Consider the following 24574-nt stretch of genomic DNA (forward strand, 5'->3'; position numbering starts at 1 on the left):
TCGTCAGGAGCGGAGCCGCCGCGGGACGCCGGTGTCGAGCTCGGGCGGCTCGGCGATGCGCACCTTCACGTCGACGCAGAAGATCCCGTGCGCGGTGAGGACCACGGGCTCGAGCGTGAGGTCCGCGACGTGGGGCACGTCGACGGCGAGCCGACCCACGGACATCAACAGCGCCTCGAGCGGTGCCAGGTCCACCTCCTCCAGGCCGTGGTGGCCGACCAGCTGCGGCCAGATCCGGAGGGCACGCACGGCGCGGGCGGCGTCGGCCGCCTCGACGGGCGGCAGCAGGAGCACCTCCTCGGCCCAGGTGCCGACCGGTCCCGGGGCCCCTGCGCCGACCCCGACCAGCGGGCCGAGCTGCGGGTCGCGCACGAGGCCCACCGAGACGACGTGCCCGAGCACCAGCGGCTGCACCAGCACGTCGACGCGGTCGTGGCCCAGCTCCTCGGCGAAGCTCCGTACGGCGTCGGCGACGTCGCTGCCGGTGCGCACGTCGATCCGGACCAGGCCGCGGTCGGACTTGTGCAGCACCGTCGGGTCGGCCACCTTGACGGCCACCGGGTAGCCGATCTCCGCCGCGACCGCCTCCGCCTCCTCGGGTCCGGCGGCGAGCCGGCCGACGAGGTGGATGCCGTACGGCGCCAGCAGCTCGGTCTGCGCGGAGGGCGCGAGCCACTCCGGCTCGCCGCTGCGTGCGGCCAGTCGTGCTCGCACCCAGGTCCGGGCGTGGACACCGCGGGTGCCGAGCTCGACCTCCGGCCGGTCCGCCGGCACGCGTCGCCACGCGGCGTACCGCATGGCCCGACCCAGTGCCCCGGTCGCCGCATCGGTCGTGCGGAAGACGGTGACGCCCGGGAGGCCGCGAGCCGCGTCGAACGCGGCGCCGGGGGTGACGAGGAGCAGCGGGACGTCTGCGCCCGAGGGCCGCGCCTGCCCGACGGCCGCGAACAGCGCGTCGCGGTCGGTGAGCCGGTTGGCGACGAGCAGGACCAGGACGGCGTCGGCCTGGCCGGCCTCGAGCACGCCACGCAGCGCGGCCGTGAGCTGCCCGGGCGTGACATCGGCTCCCAGGTCGACCGGGTTGCGGACGTCGACCGCGCCGGGGACCTCGGCGCGCAGCGCGGCGGCCAGCTCGGCGGAGGTCGGGCTGACGATCATGCCCTGCAGGTCGGCGCGGTCGGTCGTGAGCGCGCCCACGCCACCCGTGTTGGAGACGATGCACACCCGGAGCCCGGCGGGGAGCGGCTGCTCCACGAGCAGCAGCGCGGTCTCGGTCAGCTCGGCGCCGGTCCGGCAGGCGATCACCCCGGACTGGTCGAGCAGCGCATCGACGCCCACCCCGACGGTGGAGGCGACCGTCGGGTCCCGACGGGCCCGGGACCGGCCACCGATCACGGCCAGCAGCGGCTTCTGCTCGGCGAATCGGCGAGCGGTGCGGGCGAACTTGAGGGCGTTGCCGAACGACTCCAGGTAGAGCGCGCCGGCCGCGACGCCGTCGTCGTCCATCCATGCGGCCAACAGGTCGTTGCTGGACACGTCGACCTTGTCGCCCAGGGAGACGAAGGACTGCACGCCGAGGCCCACGTCGCGGGCGAGGTCGAGCAGCGCGAAGCCCATGCCGCCGGACTGGGAGGCCACCGCCAGGCCGCCGACCTCGGGCACGTCGTGGAGCAGCGTCGCGTTGAGGCCGTCACCGTTGTCCAGGACGCCCTGTGAGTTGGGGCCGACCAGGCGCAGGCTGTGCGCGCGGGCGATCCCCAGCAGCTCCAGGCGCCGCTCGTCGCTGCCGGTGCCGGAGAACCCGGACGAGACGACCACGGCGGCGCCCGCGCCGTTGGCGGCCGCGTCGCGGAGCACGTCGGCCACCCCGTCGGCCGGAACGGCGACGACGACCAGGTCGACCGGGCCGTCGAGGTCGCCGAGGCTGCGGGTGGTGGGGAGGCCGTCGATGAGGTCCGCCTCGGGGTGGATCACGTGGAGCGACCCGGCGTACGACGAGCTGCGGATCGCCTCGAGCACGCCGTGGCCGAAGCCGCCCGCGGAGCGTCGTACGCCGACGACCGCCACGCTGGTCGGGTGGAGCAGCGGGCGGAGGGACCGTGCTGCGGCACTCCACTCCCGCCGGTCGGCGGCCTCCACGGCCTCGCGGGAGACGTCCGTGCGCAGCTCGACCTCCACCTCGCCGGCCACCGTCTTGCGGGTCGCAGCGAACCCGGCCGCGCGGAAGACGCGCAGCATGCCGTAGTTGTCGCCGAGGACCTCGGCCTCGAACCGGCTGACGCCGTGGCGCCGGCCGAGGGCGGCGAGGTGCTCGAGCAGCAGGCTCCCCAGACCGCGGCCCCGGTCCTGGTCGGCGATCAGGAAGGCCACCTCGGCCCTGTCCGGGGAGAGCAGCTCGGCGGTCGCCAGCCCGGCGACGCGGCCGCGGACGAGCGCGACCAGCGCCGCCGACGCGGTGTTGTCCGGGGCGAAGAGGTGGTCGACGTAGAGCCGACCGGCTTCACGGCTGGGGGAGAAGAACCGCAGCCGCAACGTGTCCTCCGAGACCGACTCGTGCAGCTCGAGGACGGCGTCGCGGTCCTCCGCGGTCGCGGACCGGATCACGGCGATCGTGCCGTCGGCCAGCAGCACGTCCGCCGGCTCGGCTCGCCAGTCCCGCGGGGCGACGGTCGGGGCAGCCTCGGAGGTCACGTCACCAACGTGTCAGAGCCGGCGACGGCGTGCCAGCCTCCTGCGGGCTGATCAGGCGTGCACGTCGCTGGGGTGGGTGGCCAGCGGTGTCACGGTGATCGTCATGTGCGGGAACAGCGGCAGGCCGGAGAGCAGGTCGTGCAGCTCGTCGTTGGACCGCACGTCGAAGACCGAGTAGTTGGCGTACTCGCCCACGACCCGCCAGATGTGCGGCCACGAACCGGCACGCTGGAGCTCCTGGCTGTAGGCCTTCTCGCGGGCGAGGAGGTCGGCGCGCTCATGCCCGACCAGGGTGTCGGGCAGGGCGACGTCCATCCGGACGAGGAAGAGCACCGTGATCAGCCCTTCGCCGGGTCGAGCACGAAGTCGTAGCGCACGCTGGCCGTGCCGTCGTCGTGGGTGGTCGGGTCGAGGACGAGCTCCGGCTTGACCGCCGAGGCGATGTCGTCGTCGTTGTGCTCGTCACCGGGGAAGTACAGCTGGGCGGTGAGGAGCTCGTGCCCGGGTGCGGACACCTTGACGTGCAGGTGCGCCGGGCGCCATGCGTGCCATCCGGCAGCCTTGATGAGCTTGCCGCAGGAGCCGTCGGTGGGGATCTGGTACGGCGCGGGCTGGATCGTGTGGATCTCGAACGTGCCGTCCTCACCGGTGGTGAAGCTGCCGCGGAGGTTCCACTCCGGGATCCCGGGGGCGAACTGCGAGTAGAAGCCGTCGGCGTCGGCGTGCCAGAGCTCGACCTTGGCGCCGCCGAGCGCGCTCCCGTCGGTGGAGGTGATGCGGCCGGACCACGCCAGGGGGGTGCCGCCCTCGCCGTCACGCATGGGGATGGTCCCGTGGGCACCCTGTTCCGGGGCGCCGGGCACGTAGTAGGGGCCCTCGATGGAGCCCTTGTTTCCCTCGCGGTGCTCGGTGTTGACGTCCTCCACGACGTGCTCGAGCCACACGTCGAGGAACAGCGGCCATTCGCCGTCCTCCCCGACGCCGATCATCCACGCCTTGAGGGCGTTGAACTCGTCGTAGGTGACCTTGTGCTTGCGCACCGTGGCGTAGACGGCGTCGAGGACCTCGCGGGCCAGCGCGTCCACGCGCTCGGCGGGGACGTCCTTGACGGCGTCGTACGGCGACTTGTCGGTGTGGAACCGCTCGGTCGCGCTCGTTCCGGAGGAGGCCGCCGAGGCGGTCTCGTCGATCGTGCTGCTCATGATGGTGCTCCTCGACGTGGGGGAGGTGGGGGAGATGGATGGGGGTGCGGGTGGTGCGTCAGCTCTGTCGGTAGTGCGCGAGCTTGTCCGGATCGATGACGGCGCCCAGACCGGGACCGGGCCGCACGACGAGCTCGCCGCCGCGGATGTCCAGCGGCTCCGCCAGGAGGTCGTCGGACATGTCGAGGAAGTTGGACAGCTCGCCGGGGCGACGTGACGTCAGCTCGAACGCCGAGCCGAACGCGACCGAGCACAGCGAGCCGAGCTGGCCGTCGATCTGGTTGCCCATGACCACCTCGATCCCCAGACCCTCGGCGAGGTGGTGCACCCGCTTGCTGGTGGTGAATCCGGTCCGGGCAGTCTTGATGCTGGCGGCCGTGGCCGAGCCGCCGAGGATCTCGCGGGTCAGCTCGGCCGGGGTCACGACGGACTCGTCGGCGATGAACGGCACGTCGAGCTGCTTGACCAGCCAGCGCCGGCCCACCACGTCGTCGGCGGGGCACAGCTCCTCGGCGAACACGAGCCCGAGATCGGCCATGTCCTTCATCGCGCGAGCCGACTCGGAGGCGGACCAGCCGCGGTTGCCGTCGACATAGAGCTCGATGTCGTCGCCGAGCCCGACCCGCAGCGCCCGGACCACGGCGGTGTCGAGGCTGGCGGGACGACGGCCGACCTTCACCTTGAACGTCGTGATGCCGTACGTGTCTCGCATCCGCTCCGCCTCGTCCACCATGGCGGCGGGCTCGTCGAAGCCGAGCATGTGGGAGACGCGCATCCGGTCCGTGTAGCCACCGAGCAGATCGGTGACGCTGTAGCCCAGGGACTGGCCGAGTGCGTCCCAGATCGCCATGTCCAGCGCGGACTTGGCGGTCGGGTTGCCGACGGTACGCGACAGCTGGGCGTGGATCTGCTCGCGCTCCATGAGGTCGAGGCCCATGACCTGCGGGGCGAAGATGCCCCCGATCACCGCCATGATGCCGGCCTGGGTCTCGCCATAGGTGAAGGGACGAGGCGGCGCCTCGGCCACTCCCACGACCCCCTCATCGGTGGTGACGCGGACCAGGACGTGCTCGGCGACGTGCACCTCACCGCTGGCGAACTTGAGCGGCTTGGCGTACGGAATCGCGAACGGGATGGCTTCGACGTGGGTGATCTTCATCAGGTGACCTCATGTGCGGGGCTGGTGGTGGAGTCATCGGGAGTGGTGGAGGGGTCGGTGGAGGAGGCGGCCGAGCGGTCGGCGGAGGCCAGGACCTCGAGGACGGCCAGTACGGCGGGGTTGGTCTCGTCGGAGCGCCAGGCGACGGCGAGCTCGACGGTGGCCGCGTCCGGGACGTCGCGGAAGACCACGCCGGCGAGCGGTGCGGCCCGGACGGAGGCAGGGACGAGGGCGACCCCGAGGTCGGCCGCGACCAGCGGGAGCAGCACCGAGATGCCGGCGGCCTCGTGCTCGCGGTGCGGCACGAAGCCGGCCGTGCGGCAGCTGCGCAGGACCGCGTCGTTGACGGCGGAGCTGGTCCCGGCGAAGAGGACGAACGGCTCGGCGCGCAGGTCGGACATCGAGACCTTCGGCGCGGTGGCCAGGCGGTGGTCGGCCGCCACGGCGAGCACCAGCGGCTCGGACTCGATGACCCGCAGGTGCAGTCCCTCGCCAGCCATGGGCGGTCGCAGCACACCCACGTCGAGGCGACCGTCGGTGAGCCCGTCGACCTGGGCTGGGGTCAGCAGGTCGGCGTGAATCTCCAGGGCGAGTCCGGGCAGCTCGCGCTTGACGATGCGGGCGATCCGGGGGAGCTGGGTGTGGGCCCCACTCCCCGTGAAGGCGACGCGGACGAGGCCCTGGCGACCCTCCGCGATGCGGCGTACACCTCGCACACTGTCGTCCACAGCCGCGAGTATCCGTGCGACCTCGCCCTGCAGGAACTCGCCGGCCGGGGTGAGCCGCACCTGGCGTGTGGTCCGGGTGAACAACGGGGTGCCGAGCTCGGTCTCCAGCTGGCGGATGGACTGCGAGAGTGCCGGCTGCGCCATGTGGAGCCGCTCGGCCGCGCGGCCGAAGTGGCGGGTCTCCGCCACGGCGGCGAAGTAGCGCAGGTGTCGCAGCTCCACCGGTCTCTCCTGACCCTCGTCTCGGCTGTCACGGCTGTCGCGCCGTCCAGGGCTCGCCCCGAGTGGTGACACCGCTCACCCGGCGGGCGATTGGTTCACGGTAGGTCTGAATATTGAGCCAGCACAAGGACTCATTTACCGCGGATTGAGAGGTACGACCGATCAATGACCGCGCCGGCGACGACGACTCCGCGTTGCTGGCCCGGACGGTGCGGGCGCGTGGCCGGTTCGGGGCCGGAGCGGTCCCGTCAGAAGAAGCCGTCACGTGCCCCGGCGTCGAGGGCCCGGCGACCGGTGCTGACGAGGGCGAGGTCGCGGGTGATCGCACTGGCCACCTCCAGCAGGTGTGGGATCACCTCGTCGATCACGTGCTGCGCGTCCGTCCGCCCTCGCGAGGTCGAGTGGGCCAGCGCGGCCACCACGTTGCCCGACGGGTCGCGGACGGGGGTGGCGGCAGTCAGGAAACCGGGCTCGAGCTCCCCGTCCACGACGGCGAAGCCCTGCCGTCGCACCTCGTGGAGCTCGTCACGAAAGCGCACCGGGTCGGTCACCGTGGTCGGGGTCAGCGCCGGCAGGCCCGCGGCGATGACCGCCTCGACGACCGAGGCGTCCGCCCACGCCACGAGCACGCGACCCATCGCGGTGGCGTGGGCCGGGAGTCGACTCCCGACGTCGACGTTGACGCTCAACACCCGACGCACCTGGACGCGCGCGACGTACACGACGTCCGTCCCGTCGAGCTGGGACAAGGAGGCCGACTCGTGCGTCAGCTCGGCCAGGCGCAGGAGGTGCGGATGCGACACCTCCGGCACGTCGTGGGTCGCCGCGTAGAGCTGGCCGATCGTGAGCACCCGCGGGGTCACGGACCATCGCGACCCGGACGAGGCGACATAGCCGAGCTTCTGCAGGGTGAGCAGGATTCGCCGCACCGCGGGGCGGGACAGCCCGGTCTTCGCCGCCAGGTCCGCCAGCGAAGGTGCGGGCAGGTCGGCGTCGAACGCCATCAGCACCGCGAACCCGCGCTCGATGCTCTGGATGATGTCGCGGTCGTTGGCCTCGTCCTTCGGCTCACTCATCGGCAGGGCCGTCCAATCGTGCGCATCTGGGTATGGATGGGGATGGTCTCACCTGTTGACGTGACCGTGTGACAGCGGCCACAGTCTGGTGAACGCAAAGCGTGCAAAGCGTACGCAGAGCGTACATGGAGGCTGAGATGGATTCGCGAAAGCTTCGAGACGCGTTCGGTCAGTTCGCCACCGGCGTCACCGTGGTCACCTGCCGCAATGCCGAGGGCGAACCCCATGGCGCCACGGTCAACGCCTTCACCGCGGTGTCGTTGGACCCCCCGTTGGCCCAGGTGACCCTGGCTCGCAACTCGAAGGCGTGCGACTTCCTCAAGGGAAAGTCATTCGCCATCAACGTCCTGGCTGCCGATCAGCTCGACGTTGCCTGGCACTTCGCCGGCCGCCCGGCTGTCGAGGCGCCCGCCTGGCTGGTGGGGCCGACCGCCCCGGTGCTCGAGGGGACGGCCACGACGATCTCGTGTCGTCCCTGGCGCACCTACGACGGCGGCGATCACCTGATCGTCATCGGCGAGGTCGCGGAGGTCGAGATCCCTGGCCGCGACCCGCTGCTCTTCCACGCTGGCGCGTTCCGCCACCTGAGCCCGCTCGAGACGGGCATCCACTGGGACGGGTCCATCGACAACCCCGACCACGGCTGGTTCGACGCGACCGCCACCTTCACCCCGCTGGCCACGTCGGCCGCCGTGTCGACCTCCGCCTGAACACCTGCCCCCGCAACGTCGCACCCCCACCGAAGGGAACACACATGACCGCCACACAGGAACGCCAGCTCAGCACGGTGACGGAAGGACCCAACGACGTCCGACCGATGACCGGTGACGAGTACATCGAGTCGATCCGCGACGACCGCGAGATCTGGATCTACGGCGAGCGCGTCAAGGACGTCACCGAGCACCCGGCCTTCCGCAACCCGGTGCGGATGACGGCCCGGCTCTACGACGCTCTCCACGAGGACGCGGTCAAGGGCACGGGCGTGCTGACGGTGCCGACCGACACCGGCAACGGGGGCTTCACCCACCCGTTCTTCCGGGCGCCGCACAGCTCCGCCGACCTGGTGCAGGACAAGAACGCCATCGAGGCGTGGTCTCGTCAGACCTGGGGGTGGATGGGCCGCAGCCCCGACTACAAGGCCAGCTTCCTGGGCACGCTCGGCGGCAACAGCGAGTTCTACCAGCCGTTCGAGGACAACGCGAAGCGTTGGTACAAGGAGAGCCAGGAGCGCCTCCTGTACTGGAACCACGCGATCATCAACCCGCCGGTCGACCGCAACCTGCCCCCGGACGAGGCGGGCGAGGTGTTCATGCGCGTGGAGAAGGAGACCGACGCCGGTCTCATCGTCTCCGGCGCCAAGGTGGTGGCCACGGGCTCGGCGATCACCAACTACAACTTCATCGCGCACTACGGACTCCCGATCAAGAAGAAGGAGTACGCGATCGTCTGCACCGTGCCGATGGACGCCCCGGGCGTCAAGCTCATCTGCCGACCGTCGTACACGATGGCCGCCGACGTGATGGGCAGCCCGTTCGACTACCCGCTGTCGAGCCGGATGGACGAGAACGACACCATCTTCGTCTTCGACAAGGTGCTGGTGCCGTGGGAGAACGTGTTCGCGTACGGCGACCCGGAGAAGATCAACGGCTTCTTCCCGCAGTCCGGCTTCATCCCCCGGTTCACCTTCCACGGCTGCATCCGGCTCTCGGTGAAGCTGGACTTCATCGCGGGCCTGTTGCTCAAGGCGCTGGAGGCGACGGGCAGCAAGGACTTCCGCGGCGTGCAGACCCGTGTCGGTGAGGTCATCGGCTACCGCAACACGTTCCGGGCCCTGGCCGACGCGATGGCCCTGAACCCCGACGAAGGCCCGAACGGGACCGTGCTGCCGAAGCTCGACTACGGCCTGGTCTACCGCCAGCTGATGATCGAGGCCTATCCCCGGGTGAAGGAGATCATCATGCAGGACGTCGCGTCCGGCCTGATCTACCTCAACTCCAACGCGATCGACTTCAAGACCCCGGAGGTCCGGCCCTACCTCGACAAGTACGTGCGGGGCTCGAACGGCTACGACGCCGTCGACCGCGTCAAGGTGATGAAGGCCCTCTGGGACGCCGTCGGCTCCGAGTTCGGTGGCCGCCACGAGCTCTACGAGCGCAACTACTCGGGCAACCACGAGAACGTCAAGGCCGAGATCCTCTTCGCCGCCGAGGCGCAGGGGGAGACCGAGGCGATGAAGGGCTTCGCCGAATCGATGATGTCGGAGTACGACCTCGACGGCTGGACCGTGCCGGACCTGGTCAACCCCACCGATGTCAGCCGCATCCTCAACCGGAAGTGAGTCACGCCATGACTGCCACCCAGGAATCACCCACCGCAGCCGGTGCCGGCGCCAACGCGAGCCAGAACTTCAGGGCCGCTGCCAGCACCCGCGACGTCGCCGACACCCCGCCGGAGCGGGTGGCCGCGGTCGTCACCGCCGTCCTCCAGGGCGTGCATGACGCCATCCACGACCACGACGTCACCTATCCCGAGTTCCAGGCCGCGAAGGCATGGCTGATGGCTGTCGGGGAGGGCGGCGAGTGGCCGCTCTTCATGGACGTGTTCGTCGAGCACGCCGTCGAGGACCAGGTCGCGCGCTCCCAGCGCGGCACCAAGGGATCGATCCTCGGCCCCTACTACCTGCCGGACCAGGTCCGGCTCGCCTCGACGTGCGAGCTGCCCCGTCGTCAGGATGAGCAGGGCACGCCACTCGTGCTCGAGGGCCAGGTCCGCGACGTCGACGGCACCTCGCTGCCGGGTGCCGAGGTCGACATCTGGCACGCCGACGCCGACGGCTACTACTCCGGCTTCGCGCCGCACGTGCCCGAGGGCAACCTGCGGGGCGTCGTGGTGACGGACCAGGAGGGCAGGTTCGCGATCACGACGGTGCAGCCCGCGCCGTACCAGATCCCGACCGACGGACCCACCGGACAGCTGATCGAGGCGGCCGGCTGGCACCCCTGGCGACCGGCGCACCTGCACATCCAGGTGCGCGCCGAGGGCCATCGCCCGGTCACCACCCAGCTCTACTTCACTGGCGGCGAGTGGCTCGAGTCGGACGTCGCCGAGGCGACCAAGCCCGAGCTGATCATCGACCCGCAGGACGACGGGACCGGCACCCGCCGGGCCACCTACGACTTCGAGCTGGAGCCTCGGTCCGAAGTCTGACCCGACTTCTCGGTGGCCGGCGATCCCCCCGCGCCGGCCACCGGGAATCCCACGTCCGGAGGACGCCATGTCTGTTCCCGCTCTCGCACCCGAGGCCCTCGACCGTCGCCACGCCTACGTCGGATGGCCGCCGGCCGACACGTTTCCCCGCGGATCGGTCGTCACGATCGGCGTCTTCGACGGCTTCCACCGCGGTCACGAGGCACTGGTCCGTCAGACCGTCGGTCACGCGCGGCGGCTCGGCCTGCCCGCGGTGCTGCTGACCTTCAGCCCGCACCCACTCGCGGTCCTCGCCCCCGGGGCCGCTCCCCGTCAGCTGATGTCGATCGACGATCGGGTGAGCCATGCCCTGTCGCTCGGGATCGACGCGGTCGTGGTCCTGCCCTTCACGGTCTCGCTGGCCGCGCAGTCGGTGGCGGACTTCGTGTCCAGCGGGTTGGTGGGCGCCCTCGGTGTCCGGCAGCTGGTCCTCGGCGACAACTTCAGGTGCGGCCGTGGGGGAGAGGGCGATGTCGCGCGGCTCGTCGGGCTCGGTCGCACCCACGGCTTCCGCGTCGAGGCAGTGGACCTGGTGGAGGCCGCCGGGCAGCGCTGCTCCTCGACGGAGGTACGCCGATGTCTGGCACGTGGCGACGTGGCCACCGCGCGGCAGCTGCTCGGTCGCGACGACCCGCGCGTGCTGGTGCTCGGTTGAGGCCGCCGGCATGACCCACGAACGCGCAGTCTTCGCCACCGACGACCCTGCGGTCCGGATCTATCCGCTGCTGACGGCCACGGTGGTGCCGCGGCCGATCGCCTGGATCTCGACCCGCTCGGCCGAAGGCATCGGCAACCTTGCGCCGCACTCCTTCTACACGGTCGCGTGTGCCAACCCGCCGATCGTGCAGTTCACCTCGGTCGGGGACAAGGACACGCTGCGCAACGTGCGCGAGACGCGCGAGTTCGTGGTGAACCTCGCTGCAGCGCCGATGCTCGACCCGGTCAACGCGTCCAGCGCCCGCTTCGATCCCCGGGTGGACGAGGCGGAGGCGCTCGGCATCCGGCTCGAGCCGAGCCTCATGGTGTCCGTGCCGCGCGTGGCTGAGGCCCCCGCCTCCATCGAGTGCCGGCTCCACTCCGTGATCGAGCTCGGCGACTCGACGATCGTCCTCGGCGACGTGCTCGCAGTCACCGTGCTCCGCACGGCCCTGGCGGCCGACGGACTCCCGGACATGTCTGCGCTGCAGCCGCTGTCGCGCCTGGGCCGCGACGAATGGGGACACCCACCCGCGGTGTTCGCCCTCGACCGTCCGGACGTCCCGGGCGGTTCCTGAGTCGTCCGGGTCCCCCCGATGGCGCGCAGGTCCTCGAGACGCCGGACCCGCTCGGCGAGGTCACCCGACGGGTGGCGCGTGGACCCGCGAGCGGACACGGGTGCGGACCACGGGCGCTGACCCTGGTGTCAGACCGGGACCCGCACCGGCGCACCGGTCCGCTCGGAGACCTCCTCGACGGTGACGCCGGGAGCGAGCTCGACCAGCTCGAAGGCGTCCTGCGCGACGTCCAGGACGCCCAGGTCGGTGATCACCCGCGACACGATGCCGCGTCCGGTGAGCGGCAGGTCGCACGTGGTGACGAGCTTGGGGGCACCGCTGCGGGAGACGTGTTCCATCAGCACGATCACCCGCCGCGCGCCGCTGACCAGGTCCATCGCCCCACCCATGCCCTTGACCATCGCGCCCGGGACCATCCAGTTGGCGAGGTCCCCGGTCGTCGAGACCTGCATGCCACCCAGGACGGCGGTGTCGATGTGGCCGCCGCGGATCATGGCAAAGCTCAGCGAGGAGTCGAAGAAGGACGCGCCGGGCAGCACGGTCACGGTCTGCTTGCCGGCGTTGATCAGGTCCGGGTCGACCTCGTCGTCGTAGGGGAACGGGCCGACACCGAGGATGCCGTTCTCCGCGTGCAGCGTCACCGTCGAGCCCGCGGGCAGGTGGCCGGGGATCATCGTGGGGAGGCCGATGCCCAGGTTGACGTACTCGCCGTCGTGCAGCTCGAGCGCGGCCCGGGCCGCCATCTCGTCTCGCGTCCAACTCATGCACGTACTCGCTTCGCTCCGTGCGCACATGAGGCACGTGTCGCACTGTGTTGTCTGATTCGCTCGCTGCGCTCGCTCATGCTCGCGTCTCCTCGCGGGGTCGGGTGGTGCGCTTCTCGATGTCCTTCTGGGTGGCCTGCTCGGGGGTCAGCTCGACGATCCGCTGCACGAACACGCCGGGCAGGTGCACGTCGTCGGGGTCGATCTCGCCGATCTCGACGACCTGCTCGGCCTCGACGATGGTGAGCCGCCCGGCCATCGCCGCAGGGACGTTGAAGTTGCGGGCGGAGGCGTAGAAGACGCAGTTGCCGGCCCGGTCGACCTTGGCCGCCCGGACCAGCGCAACGTCGGTGACGATCGACTCCTCCAGCACCATCTCGGTGCCGTGGAAGGTCCGCACCTCCTTGGGCTCCGAGGCGAGGGCGACGCTCCCGTCGGGGTGGTAGCGCCAGGGCAGCCCGCCCTCGGCGACCATCGTCCCGACGCCGGTGGGGGTGAAGAAGGCGCCGATGCCGGCACCTCCGGCGCGCAGCCGCTCGGCGAGCGTGCCCTGCGGGGTCAGCTCGACGGTGAGCTCACCAGCGAGGTACTGCCGGCCGAACTCCTTGTTCTCCCCGACGTACGACGCGATGACGCGGGTGATGCGGCGGTTCTCGAGGAGGAGGCCCAGCCCGGCGCCGTCGACGCCGCAGTTGTTGGACACCACGGTCAGGTCGTCGGCGCCCTGCTCGAGGAGGGCGCCGATCAGGGTCCACGGGATGCCGACGAGACCGAAGCCACCGACGGCCAGGCTGGCGCCGGGGGAGATGTCCGCGACGGCGTCCGCCGCGCTCGGGACGACCTTGTCGATGCTCATGCGGGTGCTCCGATCAGGTGGGCGATGATCGCCGGGGTGATGGCCTCCGGCTGCTGGGCGTTGGCGAGGTGCGCGGCGTCGGGTACGACGAGGAGTCGGCCGTCCTGCACGCCGGCGGCGATGGCCTCGAGGTGGGGCGGGGGAGTGGCCGGGTCGTCCGCGCCGGCGATCGCGAGCGTGGGCGCTTCGATGCGGGCCAGGTCGTCGCGCAGGTCCATCGTGGCGATCACCTCGCAGCATGACGCGTAACCCTCCGCCGGGGTCCCGGCCACGACGGCCTCGCACTCGGCCCTGGTGCCGGGGTGGGCCTCGAGGTACGGCGCGGTGAACCAGCGCGACACGACCGCCTCCGCGACGGCTCCGGACCCGCCGGCTCGTACCGTCGCTGCGCGCTCGTGCCAGGCGCTGGACGGGTCCAGCCTCGCGCCGGTGCACAGCACGACGAGCCGGTCGACGCGCTCGGGGTTGCGGGCGGCGAGGCGCATGCCCGTCATGCCGCCGAGCGACAGGCCCACGACGTGCGCCTTCTCGACACCGAGGGTGTCGAGCAGGGCGACCACGTCGTCGGCGAGGTCGTCGATGTCGTAGGGCCCGGCGGGGACGGGCGAGGCCCCGTGGCCGCGGGTGTCGTAGCGCACGACCCGGAAGTGCTCGGCGAGCGCGTCGGCCTGGGCGTCCCACATGCTCGTGGTCGAGCCGAGGGAGTTGGAGAGCACGACGACCGGGGCGTCCTCGGGGCCGGTGACGACGTGGTGGACGGTGACGGCGCTCATGACACGCGCTCGAAGACGGCGGCCAGGCCCTGGCCCCCACCGATGCACATGGTCTCGAGGCCGTAGCGCGCCTCACGACGCTGCATCTCGTGGGCCAGCGTGGCGAGGATGCGCGCGCCGGTCGCCCCGACCGGGTGGCCCAGCGAGATGCCGGAGCCGTTGGGGTTGAGCCGCTCGTCGGTCGGGTCGACCTTCCACTCGCGCAGGCAGGCGAGCACCTGCGCGGCGAAGGCCTCGTTGAGCTCGATGACGTCGATCTCGTCGAGGGTCAGGCCGGCACGCTCGAGCGCGGCGGCGGTGGAGGGGACGGGGCCGATGCCCATCACCTCGGGGCCGACGCCCGCGACCGCCCACGACCTCAGGCTCAGCAGTGGGCGGAGGCCCCGGCGCTCGGCCTCGTCGCGCGTGGTGACGACGCACATGGCGGCCCCGTCGTTCTGGCCGCTGGCGTTGCCCGCGGTGACGGTGGACCCGGGGTCGAGCTTCTGCCGGACCGGCCGGAGCGCGGCCAGCTGCTCCAGGGTGGTGTCGGGCCGGGCGTGCTCGTCGCGGTCGACGACGACGTCGGGCTGTCCGCGGCGTCCGGGGACCGTGACCGGCACGAGCTCGTCGGCGAACCGGCCGGCCTCGTGGGCGGCGCCGGCGCGCTGCTGGGAGCGGACCGAGAGCTCGTCCTGCTCCTCGCGGGAGATGTCGTACTCGCGGCGCAGGTTCTCGGCCGTCTCCAGCATGCCGCCGGGGACCGGGTGGTCCTTGCCGCCGGCCGTCTCGCGGGCGCGGACCAGGCGGTCCATCAGCTCCACGCCGCCGCTGCGGATCCCGGTCCGCAACCCCAGCGCATAGTGCTCGACGTTGGACATCGACTCCACCCCGCCGGCCACGATGAGGCTGCCGGCGCCGCTGGCGATCTGCGACGCGGCGTACAGGACGGCCTGGAGGCCGGACCCGCAGCGGCGGTCGAGCTGGAGGCCGGGGACCCCGGTGCCGAGGCCGGCGTCAAGGGCGGCGATGCGGCCGATCGCGGGGTTCTCGCCGCTGGGGTAGCAGTTGCCCAGGACGACGTCGTCGACGTCGCCCTCACCGAGGCCGGTACGCCGCACGAGCTCGCGCAGCGTGTGGGAGGCGAGGTCGACGGCGGACAGCGAGGCGAGGGCGCCGCCGAACCGGCCTACGGGGGTGCGGACGGGTTCGCAGATGACGATGTCGGTCATGCCTCGACCGTAGGCGCTGCCAGCGATATCGGGAAGTATCCATTTCGCCACGATCAATATCGTGCGAGTCTTGATTCATGGAGCTCCGTCACCTGCGCTACTTCCAGGCCGTCGCCGAGGAGAGGCACTTCGGGCGTGCGGCCCAGCGGCTGCACATGGCGCAGCCGCCGCTGTCCCAGCAGATCAAGCAGCTCGAGGACGAGCTCGGGGTGAGCCTGCTGCGGCGTACCACCCGCCGGGTCGACCTCACGCCCGCCGGAGAGTCCTACCTCGTCCGGGTCCGGGCCATCCTCCAGGCGGTGGACGCCGCGGGGGACGAGGCGGTGCGCATCGGGAGCGGGCTGGAGGGCCGGCTGGTGGTCGGCTGCGTCGGGTCGACGACGTACTCCCTGCTCCCGGCCCTGGCGCGGGCCCTGCGCGAGCGGCTGCCGGGCGTCGACTTCGCCTTCCGGGGCGAGATGCTGAGCCCGGACCAGCTCGACGCCCTCCGGGACGGCTCGATCGACCTCGCGCTGATGCGACCGTTCGGCGACCTCGCGCAGGCGGCCGACGTGGTCCTGTCCCCGCTGCGCGAGGAGAGGTACGTCGTCGCGCTGCCGGAGGGCCACCGGCTCGCCGGCCGGAGCCGGGTGCGGGTGGCCGACCTCCGTGGCGAGGACCTCGTCGTCCACTCCGGGCACGGCCGCTCCGCGATGTACGACGCCGTCACGACGCTCTGCCGCGACGCCGGGTTCGAGCCGTCGGTCCGCCACGAGGTCGCCGAGACCTCGACCCTGGTCACCTTCGTCGCCGCGGCCCTCGGGGTCGCCGTCGTGCCGGAGCCGACCTCGGCACTGGTCGTGGCCGGGACGGTCTACCGCCCCCTCGTCACGCGCAGCCGGATGGAGCTCGTGGCCGCCACCCGGGCGGGCGACGACTCCGCGCTCCTGGCGCGCACGCTGCGGGTGCTGGCCGAGCAGGTCGGGTCCTAGTCCCGGACCCGGCCGGTCTCGTATCCCCACATCGCGATCTCCACCCGGTTGCGGGCGCCGAGCTTGGCCATGAGGCTGCCGATGTGGGTCTTCACCGTGCTGAGGCTGATGTGCAGCTCGGCGGCGATCTCTGCGTTGGTGCGACCCCGCGCGATGATGAGCAGCACCTGCTCCTCGCGCTCGGTGAGCGGGTCGAGGGGCTGGGCGGGAGGAGCTGCCCGACCCGTGCCTGCGAACGTCGACAGCAGGCGGCGGGTGATGCTGGGCGAGATGAGCGAGTCACCTCGGGTGGCCGCCCGGATCGCCTCACCGAGCAGCTCGGGTCCGGCATCCTTCAGCAGGAAGCCGGTGGCGCCGGCCGACAGGGCACCGTGCACGTACTCGTCGAGGTCGAAGGTGGTGATCACGACGACCGCGACCGGGTCCTCGACGCCCGGCCCGGCCAGCTGCCGGGTCGCCTCGACGCCGTCGAGGACGGGCATCCGGATGTCCATCAGGCACACGTCGGGTCGGAGCTCGCGGGCCAGCCGCACCGCCTCCTGTCCGTCGCGCGCCTCGCCCACGACCTCGATGCCGTCCAGGGTGCCGAGGATCAGCCGCAGTCCGGTCCGCACGAGGTCCTGGTCGTCGGCGACCAGCACCCGGATGCTCACGCCGACACCTGGCGCGGCAGGGTCGCGCTGACGGCCCAGCCGCGACCGGGGCAGGGACCTGCCCGGCACGCGCCACCCAAGAGCTGCGCGCGTTCCACCATCCCGGTGATCCCGAATCCCGCTGTGTGGGCGGTGTCGGCCGCGCCCGGGTCACCGTCGTCACGGACGACGAGGCTGACCGTCGACCGGTCGCCGGAGACGCACACGTCGATCACGGTGGCGTTCCGGGCGTGCCGCAGGGCGTTGGTGACCGCCTCCTGGGCGATCCGGAAGACCGCGGCGTCGATCGCCACCGGGAGGGCGTCCAGGTCACCCGTGACGCTGACCTCCACTCGCGGTCCAGCAGGCGAGGACCCGGACAGCCGCTCGAGGTCGGCCACACCGGGCTGCGGGGCGTAGTCGGCCGGTGCCTCGTCGCGCAGCACACGGACCATCGCCCGCATCTCGGCCAGCGTGCGCGACGCCTCCACCTCGATCACCTCCAGCGCCTCGAGCGCCGACGACGGGCTGGTCGCAGCAAGGGCGCGCCCGGCCTGGGCATGGATGGCGATGGCAGAGACATGGTGGGCCACCGTGTCGTGCAGCTCCCGCGCCAGCCGGACCCGCTCCTCCGACTTCGCCTGCTCGAGCCCCCGCTCCCGGGCGCCCTGCTGGGAACGCACGGCCCAGCCCAGGGCAAAGGCGGAGACCAGGACAGCGACCCCGCCGATCGCGTCGGCCACCCCGGTCCAGCTGACGACGAGCGACATGACCGCCGGGACCAGGATGATCGCCAGACCCGCCACCGCCTCCCGCCCGGAACCCCACCGGAAGAGTGAGTAGGGCAGCAGCAGGAGATACACCATCGTGTACATGTCGAGCGCCGGTGCGTCGGATGCGATCAGGCCGATGTCCACGACCGCGGTCACGCCGAAGGCGGTCGCGACCACGGCGAGCGGGTGGGTACGCCGCCACAGCAGCAGCGGCGCCAGTCCGACCGCCAGCACCACCGACAGCCCCCGCAGCGGCATGTCCTCACGGAGGACTCCCTCCAGCACCCCGGAGACCGTCACGACCGCCAGCAGCGCCCAGTCCCGGCGTACCCGCGCCGGTGGGTGCGAGGGTCGGGGTTCCTCCAGCAGGGACCGCAGTGGGTTGCTCACCCCCTCAGCGTAGGGATGGAGTGCCGCCGGGGGACCGGCCGAAAGTCTGATCCCGGCCCGGTCGCCAGTCCTTTCGGCCGGGTCAGGACTGGCCGTCGAACCGATGTGCGCACGCCACCGCGCGGCGAGGGTTGTCGCATGATCACTGTCGAGTCACTGACCCGGAGGTACGCCGGCTTCACCGCCGTCGACGACGTCTCCTTCACCGCCCTGCCCGGTCGCGTCACCGGCTTCCTCGGCCCGAACGGCGCCGGCAAGTCCACCACGATGCGCGTGATGGTCGGCCTCACCGTCCCGACGTCCGGCACCGCGACCATCAACGGAGAGCGTTTCGCCGACCTCCCCAACCCCGGCCTCGAGGTGGGCGTGCTCCTGGACGCCTCCGCCCAGCACGCCGGGCGCACCGGACGCGAGATCCTCACGCTCGCCGCCGACACCATGGGTCTGCCCCGCCGCCGCGTCGACGAGATGCTCGAGCTCGTCAGCCTGACGCCGTCGGAGGCCAGGCGCTGCGTGCGCAACTACTCCCTCGGCATGCGGCAGCGACTGGGCATCGGCACCGCGCTGCTGGGGAATCCCCGGGTGCTGATCCTCGACGAACCGGCCAACGGGCTCGACCCTGCCGGGATCCGGTGGATGCGCGACCTGCTCACGGGCTTCGCCAGCCAGGGCGGCACCGTCCTGTTGTCCTCGCACCTGCTGCACGAGATCGAGGTCATCGCCGACGACCTCGTCGTGATCGGGAACGGCACGATCGTCGCGTCGGGCAGCAAGGAGGAGCTGCTGGCCGCAGCGGGCACGCTCGTCCGGTCGACCTCACCGCGCGACCTCGTGCACGCCCTCGAGCAGGCCGGGATCCCCAGCACGCTCGCCGGGGACGGCTCGGTCCGCACGGACGCCGCCTCCGATCGGGTCGGGGCCGTGGCCCTGGCAGCGGGCATCGCCCTCACCGAGCTCCGGTCCGCCGAGGGCGCCGGGCTCGAAGACATGTTCCTGTCCCTCACTGCCGACACCCAACGCGAAGGAGCTGCGGCATGACCGCCACGACCACCTCTCCCGACACCATCGGGGCAACGCCGGCCCGACGGACCGTCCGTCCCATCCCGACCGCCCGGCTCGTCACGATCGAGCTCCGCAAGATGTTCGACACCCGCTCCGGCTTCTGGATGCTCGTCAGCATCGGTGTCCTGTCGGTCGTCGCGACCGGGGCGGTGCTCGTCTTCGCCCCGGACAACGAGATCGCCTACGGGAACTTCGCCGCGGCGATCGGCTTCCCGATGTCGGTGATCCTGCCGATGATCGCGATCCTGGGCGTCACCAGTGAGTGGAGCCAGCGCAGCGGGCTCACGACGTTCACCCTCGTGCCGAGCCGCGGCCGCGTCATCGGGGCCAAGGCGCTGGCGACCGTCGTTGTCGGGGTCGTCTCGATGGCCGTCGCGTTCGCCGTCGGTGCGGTCGGCAACCTGCTCGGGTCCACGATCACGGGCCTCGACACGGTCTGGGACGTCTCCCTCGCAGCCGCGGCGCAGATCGTCCTGGGGAACCTGGTCGGCATGGCCATCGGCTTCACGCTCGGTGTAGTCCTGCGCAGCTCCGCCGCAGCGATCGTGGGCTACTTCGTCGTCTCCCTGGTCCTGCCGGGCATCCTCGCCCTGCTCGCCCAGGTGCGCCCGTGGTTCGCCGACCTCCAGCCGTGGATCGACTGGAACTACACGCAGGTCGCACTCTTCGAGAACGACACGGACACGGCGAGGGAGTGGGCGATGCTGGCCTCGACCACCGGCATCTGGATCGCGCTCCCGCTGGTCGTCGGACTGCTCTTCCTGCGCCGCTCGGAGGTCAAGTAGTCGGACACGCAGCAGGCACCGGGCACGCGGCCGCCGGTCATCCGTCTCCCAGTGTGAAGAGCGTGAGCTGCATCCCGTCGGGCGCGGCCATGCGGGCGTTGCGGTCACCCCAAGGCGTGTCGACGGCGTCGGCGACAGGCGTGGCTCCGGCCTTGACGAGACTCGTGGCCGTGACGTCCGCGTCCGCCACCCGGAGCGCGAACCGGACCTTGCCGGAGACCCGCCGACCGACCTCGAGGTCGTCGACCATCGCGGCCTGCGAATCGTCGAAGAGCTCCAGCGTCGCGCGTCCGGCATCGAGCAGCAGCACCCGGCCCTGCTCGCTGCTCCAGTCGGCGATCTGCGGCAGGCCGAGCCCGTCGCGGTAGAGCTTCACGGCGGCGTCGAAGTCATCGACGGTGAGGGTGATCCGGAACTCCTGGACATCGTTCATGCCTCGATCCTCCGCCCTCAGGCGCACGTGAGGTCAAGGGCCACCGGTGATCGGCGAATTACACTATTGATCTTCACTCATCGGCGTGGCGGGCTTGACTCAGGGCCCATACGATCGCTCATTGTGCAACAACAGCCTCATTGGTCACAGCCGTCACAGCGCCCCCGCGCGGAGCTGCGGGCGCTCCAGCGCGTCGTACGGCGTGCCGGGCGGGCGACCAAGTTGGCCACCGGCGCGCTCGCGCTCCTTTTGCTCGTCACGCCGACCACCGTCGACAGGCTCAACCTGGCCACGTCGACCTACCTGTGCTCCGGGTACGCCGAGTGCCAGGCGGCCGGATACGGCCACGCCGGCTACCGCCAGGCGTCGAGCACGGCGTACTGGCGCATGTATGCCGGGCACAACTGCACCAACTACGTGGCCTACCGGCTGATCCAGTCCGGGATGCCGAACGCCCGGCCCTGGGACGGCAGCGGCAACGCCTCGAACTGGGGCGTGGCGATGGCGAGCATCACCGACCAGACCCCCACTGTCGGATCCGTCGCCTGGTACAAGTCACACGCGAATCCGGCAGGTGCCAACGGCCACGTCGCCATCGTGGAGCAGGTCATCTCCGACACCGAGATCATCGTCTCCGAGGACTACTGGGGTGGTGACTTCCACTGGCGGCGCGTCACCAAGTCCGGCGGGGGCTGGCCCACGGGGTTCATCCACTTCAACGACCGCGTGGTCGAGCCGACGACAGCTCCTGCCATCGTCGGATCTGCTGCGGTCGGTGCTCCGCTGGAGGTGGCCGCTGGCGCGTGGACGCCCACACCCACCAGCGTCACCGTCCGTTGGCTCGCCGACGGCGCCGCCATCCCCGGCGCCACCGCGCCCGGTTACGTGCCCACGCCCAGTGTCAAGGGCAAGACCCTCACCGCCGAGGTGACGGCAGAGCTGAGTGGCTACACCGCCGGAAGAGCAGTCCTCGCCACCGCCCCCGTTGCGCCCGGGTCGTTCCAGCCCACGGCACTGCCGACGATCCAAGGCGTTCCGGAAGCGGGCCAGACGTTGACCCTCACGACCTCGTCGTGGTCGCCCCAACCCTCCAAGGTCACGACGCAGTGGTATGCCGACGGGATCGCTCTTCCCGGGGCCACCGGGGCGTCCCTCGTGCTCAGCCGGAAGCACATCGACAAGCCCATCAGCGCACGCACCACCGCACGCGCGAGCGGATACCGGAAGTACACCTCGACCGCGCCGGAGACCACCCCCGTCCTCGCCAAGCCCGTCGCGATCACCAGCCCGTCCCGTGTGAAGGGCACGCCCCAGGTGGGGCGCCGACTCGTCGTCCGGGGCGGGAGCGTCCGGCCCTCCGACGCGTCGGCCACCTACGCCTGGCTCCGGGACGGCCGACGCATCGCCAAGGCCACGAATGCCACCTACACGGTCCGGCGCGCGGACCTCGGCCGCAACCTGTCCGTCCAGATCACGCTGACTCGGCGCCACTACCGCAGCACCACGGAATCCGTGGCCGTCCCAACCCCCGTCACGACCGTTCCCGAGATCAAGGTGCGCACCGACGCCACGCGGAAACGCGTCGCTGTGGACGTTCGCGTACGCGCTCCCGGAGCGTCGAAGCCGGATGGAGCGATGACGGTCAGCGTGGGAGGGCGCGCGGCCGAGATTCAGCTCGTCAGCGGGAAGGCGCGGGTCGTCGTACGCGGCGTCCGTCCGGGCAAGAAGCCGGTGGTCGTGCGCTATGCGGGAACCGATGTCGTACGTCCGGCTGTGGCGCGTGCGAGCATCAGGGTGCCGACGCGCCGCTAGACGTGATGCCCAGGCAGGGTGGCGAAGCGCGCCCCGTGTTGGCACCTCCGCGCAGGATGGAGGCATGAAGTCAGTGATCGTCGCCCTTGCCGGAGTCCTGGCTGCGGTCACCACAGCCTGCTCCGCAGACACTGCCGCCTCCGGAGACCTCGGGCCCGCGACAGGTGCGGGCGACCAGGGCTGGCCGTTCGCGGTGGAGGAGGTCGACCAGTTCGATGAGCCCTGGGCGATGGCGTTCCTGCCGGGCAGCGGTGATCTGCTCGTCACCGAGCGCAACGGCACCCTGCACCTGCGTCACGCCGACAGCGGCGAGCGGGTCGAGGTCGAGGGCACGCCGGAGGTGGTCGACGCCGGGCAGGGCGGGCTCGGCGACGTACTGCCGGGGCCGACGTACGCCGAGGACGGGCTGGTCTACCTGAGCTGGGCCGAGGCGGGCGACGGGGGAGCAGGCGCCGCAGTGGGCCGTGCCCGCCTCGAGACGAGCGGTGACGACGCGAGCCTGGAGGACCTCGAGGTCATCTGGAGGCAGACGCCCAAGACGGACGGTGCGGGTCACTTCAGCCATCGGCTCGCCTTCTCGCCCGACGGGGAGAACCTCTTCGTGTCCTCCGGCGACCGGCAGCTCGGGGACCCGGCCCAGGACACCACCAACACACTGGGCACGATCGTGCGCCTGACTCCCGGGGGCGAGCCGGCTCCGGGCAACCCGATGGCGGACGAGTCGGGAGCCAGGGCAGAGATCTGGAGCTGGGGCCACCGCAACCCGCTGGGCCTCGAGTTCGCCCCCGACGGGACGCTCTGGTCCTCGGAGATGGGCCCCGAGGGCGGTGACGAGCTCAACCTCATCGAGGCCGGCGCCAACTACGGGTGGCCCGAAGTCTCCGGCGGCAGCGACTACGGCGGCGGTGAGATCCCCGACCACGCGGACGGTGACGGGTACGCCGCACCGGCGAGGTCATGGACCCCGAGCATCTCGCCGGGAAGCCTGCTCATCTACGGCGGTGATCTCTTCGAGGACTGGCAGGGCGACGCGTTCCTCGGCGCCCTCTCGGGCGAGGCGCTGGTCCGCGTCGAACTCAACGGCAGGGCCGCAGGCGAGACTGAGGTCTTCGACATGGGCGAGCGGATCCGGGCGGTCGAAGAGGGACCCGACGGCGCGATCTGGCTCCTGGAGGACGAGGGCGCCGGGCGGCTGCTGCGGCTCACGCCGTCCTCCGCGTCGTCCTCCTGACGAGCTCAACGGTCGTGCTCGAGACCGTCGGTCACGACCATCGCAGGATCAAGCGCCGGCCCCGGCGGTGTCGCGCGGCTCGAACACGACCACGGCGGTCTCCGTTGGTCGCAGCGCGGCGTAGGCGTCGAGGTTGTCGTCGATCTCGGCCCAGCGGGACCACAACCGCTCGCGCTCCTCTCCCTGTGCGCGGTGCGCGCGGACTTGTCGTGATCCGTCGCGAGTCTGGGCGATCGCGTCGGGATGATCCTTCAGGTTCAACCACCAGGCGGGTTCGGCGGCACCCCACCCGTTCATCGCCATCGTGACCAGGTTGCGGTCGTCCTCGAAGTAGCCGACGACGACCTGCCGGGGTCTTCCGGTCCTTCGGCCCGTCGTGGTGAGCCGCATCGCGCCCCAGCGGCCCGGTCTTGGCCGCCACAGACCCAAGCGGCCGCGGGTCACGCGCAGCAGCGCGCGATGGCCATGCCAGAAGACCACCATGAACCAACGCGGGGGCAGTCCCGCCCGCCGACTCCGCGTCACCGCCGCCCTCGCATCACGATCCCTGGACACAGTCACAGCATGACCCTCGGGTGTGAGACCCACCAGGGTCGGAGGTCCGGAGGGCGGGTCCACACGGAGAGCACGACCTGGGGGAGTGCGTCTCGCTGGACTGAGCCTCGCCAGGTCCGGTACCGCCAAGCACAGGAGCGTGGCTACGAGATCGTGCATACCCTCCACCGAGGCATGGGGCGCGACTCGCTTCTTCGTCCGCTCTCCCGATGGCAACGTGCTCAACGTCGTTCAGCAGCACGCACGCCGGCCCTGGTCACGAGGCGCTCGAGGAAGACCACGCCGCTGTCGAAGTCGCGCTCGGCCTCGTCGCGTGTGCGCTGGTAGGCGTCCTCGAGATCGGCCGCGGAGTCGACCCGGCGGATGCCGCGACCGCCGCCGCCGGCAGTGGCCTTGAGCATGAGCGGGTAGCCGACGCGGTCGGCCGCGGCGAATCCGTCCTCGAGGGTCTCGACGGCGCCGCCGCTCCACGGCGCGACCGGCACGCCGACCTCCCTTGCGAGCAGCTTGGAGCCGATCTTGTCACCGAGCCGACGCATCGCCTCGGCGCTCGGGCCGATGAAGGTGATGCCGAGGCGATCGCACAGGTCCGCGAACGCAGGGTCCTCGGCGACGAAGCCCCGGCCGACCCGGACCGCGTCGGCCGCGCACTCGACCAGCACGCGCTCGGCGAGCATCAACCCGAGCCGGGACACCCCTCCAGCCACGGCCGCCACGCGCGGGTGGGG

At 71.5% G+C, this 24574-nt stretch carries 25 protein-coding genes; 10 read left to right on the forward strand and 15 right to left on the reverse strand.

Features of this window, described 5'->3' with window-relative positions:
* Window positions 1-3 precede the first annotated feature (3 nt).
* From DAE25_RS14780 to DAE25_RS14805, 6 genes are all read right to left on the reverse strand, one after another.
* Window positions 4-2691, reverse strand: coding sequence for a bifunctional acetate--CoA ligase family protein/GNAT family N-acetyltransferase (locus DAE25_RS14780; RefSeq protein WP_107766921.1), 2688 nt, complete (start codon window positions 2689-2691; stop codon window positions 4-6).
* A 51-nt stretch (window positions 2692-2742) separates the two neighbouring features.
* Complete coding sequence (gene catC, locus DAE25_RS14785) at window positions 2743-3024, reverse strand: muconolactone Delta-isomerase (protein ID WP_107766922.1); 282 nt, start codon at window positions 3022-3024, stop codon at window positions 2743-2745.
* A gap of 5 nt (window positions 3025-3029) precedes the next feature.
* Window positions 3030-3893 (reverse strand): catechol 1,2-dioxygenase, encoded by an 864-nt coding sequence (gene catA / locus DAE25_RS14790; RefSeq protein ID WP_107766923.1) that lies wholly within the window; start codon window positions 3891-3893, stop codon window positions 3030-3032.
* Between the two features lie 58 nt (window positions 3894-3951).
* Window positions 3952-5052, reverse strand: coding sequence for a mandelate racemase/muconate lactonizing enzyme family protein (locus DAE25_RS14795; RefSeq protein ID WP_107766924.1), 1101 nt, complete (start codon window positions 5050-5052; stop codon window positions 3952-3954).
* The gene (locus DAE25_RS14800; RefSeq protein ID WP_107766925.1) at window positions 5052-6002 is read right to left on the reverse strand and encodes a LysR substrate-binding domain-containing protein; all 951 of its coding nucleotides are present in this window, start codon (window positions 6000-6002) and stop codon (window positions 5052-5054) included. Before DAE25_RS14800 ends, DAE25_RS14795 begins: the two co-directional genes overlap by 1 nt.
* 248 nt (window positions 6003-6250) lie before the next feature.
* Window positions 6251-7078, reverse strand: a complete 828-nt coding sequence (locus tag DAE25_RS14805; protein ID WP_107766926.1) for an IclR family transcriptional regulator domain-containing protein — start codon at window positions 7076-7078, stop codon at window positions 6251-6253.
* 137 nt (window positions 7079-7215) lie between these two features.
* Here DAE25_RS14805 and DAE25_RS14810 point away from each other — a divergent pair, with 137 nt between their 5' ends.
* The 5 genes from DAE25_RS14810 to DAE25_RS14830 all read left to right on the forward strand — a co-directional run bounded on the left by DAE25_RS14810 (window position 7216) and on the right by DAE25_RS14830 (window position 11598).
* A complete protein-coding gene (locus DAE25_RS14810) occupies window positions 7216-7788 on the forward strand; it encodes a flavin reductase family protein (RefSeq protein ID WP_107766927.1) in 573 nt (190 codons plus the stop codon).
* Window positions 7789-7832: 44 nt separating this feature from the next.
* Window positions 7833-9416: a 4-hydroxyphenylacetate 3-hydroxylase family protein gene (locus tag DAE25_RS14815; protein WP_107766928.1), complete on the forward strand. Its 1584-nt coding sequence runs from the start codon at window positions 7833-7835 to the stop codon at window positions 9414-9416.
* 8 nt (window positions 9417-9424) lie between these two features.
* On the forward strand, window positions 9425-10285 hold the full coding sequence (gene catA / locus DAE25_RS14820; RefSeq protein ID WP_107766929.1) for a catechol 1,2-dioxygenase: 861 nt from the start codon (window positions 9425-9427) through the stop codon (window positions 10283-10285).
* A 67-nt stretch (window positions 10286-10352) separates the two neighbouring features.
* Window positions 10353-10979 carry a hypothetical protein gene (locus DAE25_RS14825; protein ID WP_107766930.1) on the forward strand — a complete coding sequence of 209 codons (627 nt, stop codon included), beginning with the start codon at window positions 10353-10355 and terminating at the stop codon, window positions 10977-10979.
* A 10-nt stretch (window positions 10980-10989) separates the two neighbouring features.
* Window positions 10990-11598, forward strand: coding sequence for a flavin reductase family protein (locus DAE25_RS14830; protein ID WP_107766931.1), 609 nt, complete (start codon window positions 10990-10992; stop codon window positions 11596-11598).
* 128 nt (window positions 11599-11726) lie between these two features.
* Here DAE25_RS14830 and DAE25_RS14835 read toward each other — a convergent pair whose 3' ends face one another.
* The 4 genes from DAE25_RS14835 to DAE25_RS14850 all read right to left on the reverse strand — a co-directional run bounded on the left by DAE25_RS14835 (window position 11727) and on the right by DAE25_RS14850 (window position 15202).
* A complete protein-coding gene (locus tag DAE25_RS14835; RefSeq protein ID WP_107766932.1) occupies window positions 11727-12362 on the reverse strand; it encodes a CoA transferase subunit B in 636 nt (211 codons plus the stop codon).
* 76 nt (window positions 12363-12438) lie between these two features.
* The gene (locus DAE25_RS14840) at window positions 12439-13218 is read right to left on the reverse strand and encodes a CoA transferase subunit A (RefSeq protein ID WP_107766933.1); all 780 of its coding nucleotides are present in this window, start codon (window positions 13216-13218) and stop codon (window positions 12439-12441) included.
* Window positions 13215-13991: a 3-oxoadipate enol-lactonase gene (pcaD, locus tag DAE25_RS14845; RefSeq protein ID WP_107766934.1), complete on the reverse strand. Its 777-nt coding sequence runs from the start codon at window positions 13989-13991 to the stop codon at window positions 13215-13217. The genes DAE25_RS14840 and pcaD overlap by 4 nt, the downstream gene beginning before the upstream one ends.
* The gene (locus DAE25_RS14850; protein WP_107766935.1) at window positions 13988-15202 is read right to left on the reverse strand and encodes an acetyl-CoA C-acetyltransferase; all 1215 of its coding nucleotides are present in this window, start codon (window positions 15200-15202) and stop codon (window positions 13988-13990) included. Before DAE25_RS14850 ends, pcaD begins: the two co-directional genes overlap by 4 nt.
* A 77-nt stretch (window positions 15203-15279) precedes the next feature.
* Between DAE25_RS14850 and DAE25_RS14855 the strand changes: the two genes are divergently transcribed.
* Window positions 15280-16173, forward strand: coding sequence for a LysR substrate-binding domain-containing protein (locus DAE25_RS14855; RefSeq protein ID WP_107766936.1), 894 nt, complete (start codon window positions 15280-15282; stop codon window positions 16171-16173).
* Here DAE25_RS14855 and DAE25_RS14860 read toward each other — a convergent pair.
* Window positions 16170-16826: a response regulator gene (locus DAE25_RS14860; RefSeq protein WP_107766937.1), complete on the reverse strand. Its 657-nt coding sequence runs from the start codon at window positions 16824-16826 to the stop codon at window positions 16170-16172. The genes DAE25_RS14855 and DAE25_RS14860 overlap by 4 nt on opposite strands.
* Window positions 16823-17968: a sensor histidine kinase gene (locus DAE25_RS14865; RefSeq protein ID WP_107766938.1), complete on the reverse strand. Its 1146-nt coding sequence runs from the start codon at window positions 17966-17968 to the stop codon at window positions 16823-16825. The genes DAE25_RS14860 and DAE25_RS14865 overlap by 4 nt, the downstream gene beginning before the upstream one ends.
* A 138-nt stretch (window positions 17969-18106) precedes the next feature.
* On the opposite strand from DAE25_RS14865, the gene DAE25_RS14870 reads away from it, so the two are divergent.
* Together DAE25_RS14870 and DAE25_RS14875 are read left to right on the forward strand one after the other, a co-directional pair.
* Window positions 18107-19006, forward strand: a complete 900-nt coding sequence (locus tag DAE25_RS14870) for an ABC transporter ATP-binding protein (protein WP_107766939.1) — start codon at window positions 18107-18109, stop codon at window positions 19004-19006.
* The gene (locus tag DAE25_RS14875) at window positions 19003-19815 is read left to right on the forward strand and encodes an ABC-2 transporter permease (protein ID WP_107766940.1); all 813 of its coding nucleotides are present in this window, start codon (window positions 19003-19005) and stop codon (window positions 19813-19815) included. The genes DAE25_RS14870 and DAE25_RS14875 overlap by 4 nt, the downstream gene beginning before the upstream one ends.
* 37 nt (window positions 19816-19852) lie before the next feature.
* On the opposite strand, the gene DAE25_RS14880 is transcribed toward DAE25_RS14875, so the two are convergent.
* Entirely contained in the window at window positions 19853-20248 is a 396-nt protein-coding gene (locus DAE25_RS14880) for a VOC family protein (protein WP_107766941.1), read from the reverse strand.
* A gap of 123 nt (window positions 20249-20371) precedes the next feature.
* On the opposite strand from DAE25_RS14880, the gene DAE25_RS14885 reads away from it, so the two are divergent.
* Complete coding sequence (locus DAE25_RS14885) at window positions 20372-22060, forward strand: CHAP domain-containing protein (protein WP_159083746.1); 1689 nt, start codon at window positions 20372-20374, stop codon at window positions 22058-22060.
* Between the two features lie 64 nt (window positions 22061-22124).
* A complete protein-coding gene (locus DAE25_RS14890; protein ID WP_107766943.1) occupies window positions 22125-23291 on the forward strand; it encodes a PQQ-dependent sugar dehydrogenase in 1167 nt (388 codons plus the stop codon).
* Between the two features lie 48 nt (window positions 23292-23339).
* Here the strand turns inward: DAE25_RS14890 and DAE25_RS14895 are convergent, their stop codons facing one another.
* Window positions 23340-23774: a nitroreductase/quinone reductase family protein gene (locus tag DAE25_RS14895; protein WP_107766944.1), complete on the reverse strand. Its 435-nt coding sequence runs from the start codon at window positions 23772-23774 to the stop codon at window positions 23340-23342.
* A gap of 293 nt (window positions 23775-24067) precedes the next feature.
* The gene (locus DAE25_RS14905; RefSeq protein WP_234411062.1) at window positions 24068-24541 is read right to left on the reverse strand and encodes an ATP-binding protein; all 474 of its coding nucleotides are present in this window, start codon (window positions 24539-24541) and stop codon (window positions 24068-24070) included.
* Between the last annotated feature and the right edge of the window lie 33 nt (window positions 24542-24574).

This window comes from Nocardioides terrigena, from assembly GCF_003047265.1.
In the GTDB taxonomy this organism is placed as follows: Bacteria; Actinomycetota; Actinomycetes; order Propionibacteriales; family Nocardioidaceae; genus Nocardioides; species Nocardioides terrigena.

Coding starts and splice junctions, on each gene's coding strand:
- catA (WP_107766923.1), bottom strand. CDS start 3,893: ATGAGCAGCACGATCGACGAGACCGCCTCGGCGGCCTCCTCCGGAACG.
- DAE25_RS14795 (WP_107766924.1), bottom strand. CDS start 5,052: ATGAAGATCACCCACGTCGAAGCCATCCCGTTCGCGATTCCGTACGCC.
- DAE25_RS14805 (WP_107766926.1), bottom strand. CDS start 7,078: ATGAGTGAGCCGAAGGACGAGGCCAACGACCGCGACATCATCCAGAGC.
- DAE25_RS14810 (WP_107766927.1), top strand. CDS start 7,216: ATGGATTCGCGAAAGCTTCGAGACGCGTTCGGTCAGTTCGCCACCGGC.
- DAE25_RS14815 (WP_107766928.1), top strand. CDS start 7,833: ATGACCGCCACACAGGAACGCCAGCTCAGCACGGTGACGGAAGGACCC.
- catA (WP_107766929.1), top strand. CDS start 9,425: ATGACTGCCACCCAGGAATCACCCACCGCAGCCGGTGCCGGCGCCAAC.
- DAE25_RS14825 (WP_107766930.1), top strand. CDS start 10,353: ATGTCTGTTCCCGCTCTCGCACCCGAGGCCCTCGACCGTCGCCACGCC.
- DAE25_RS14830 (WP_107766931.1), top strand. CDS start 10,990: ATGACCCACGAACGCGCAGTCTTCGCCACCGACGACCCTGCGGTCCGG.
- DAE25_RS14835 (WP_107766932.1), bottom strand. CDS start 12,362: ATGAGTTGGACGCGAGACGAGATGGCGGCCCGGGCCGCGCTCGAGCTG.
- DAE25_RS14840 (WP_107766933.1), bottom strand. CDS start 13,218: ATGAGCATCGACAAGGTCGTCCCGAGCGCGGCGGACGCCGTCGCGGAC.
- pcaD (WP_107766934.1), bottom strand. CDS start 13,991: ATGAGCGCCGTCACCGTCCACCACGTCGTCACCGGCCCCGAGGACGCC.
- DAE25_RS14850 (WP_107766935.1), bottom strand. CDS start 15,202: ATGACCGACATCGTCATCTGCGAACCCGTCCGCACCCCCGTAGGCCGG.
- DAE25_RS14855 (WP_107766936.1), top strand. CDS start 15,280: ATGGAGCTCCGTCACCTGCGCTACTTCCAGGCCGTCGCCGAGGAGAGG.
- DAE25_RS14870 (WP_107766939.1), top strand. CDS start 18,107: ATGATCACTGTCGAGTCACTGACCCGGAGGTACGCCGGCTTCACCGCC.
- DAE25_RS14875 (WP_107766940.1), top strand. CDS start 19,003: ATGACCGCCACGACCACCTCTCCCGACACCATCGGGGCAACGCCGGCC.
- DAE25_RS14880 (WP_107766941.1), bottom strand. CDS start 20,248: ATGAACGATGTCCAGGAGTTCCGGATCACCCTCACCGTCGATGACTTC.
- DAE25_RS14890 (WP_107766943.1), top strand. CDS start 22,125: ATGAAGTCAGTGATCGTCGCCCTTGCCGGAGTCCTGGCTGCGGTCACC.
- DAE25_RS14895 (WP_107766944.1), bottom strand. CDS start 23,774: ATGGTGGTCTTCTGGCATGGCCATCGCGCGCTGCTGCGCGTGACCCGC.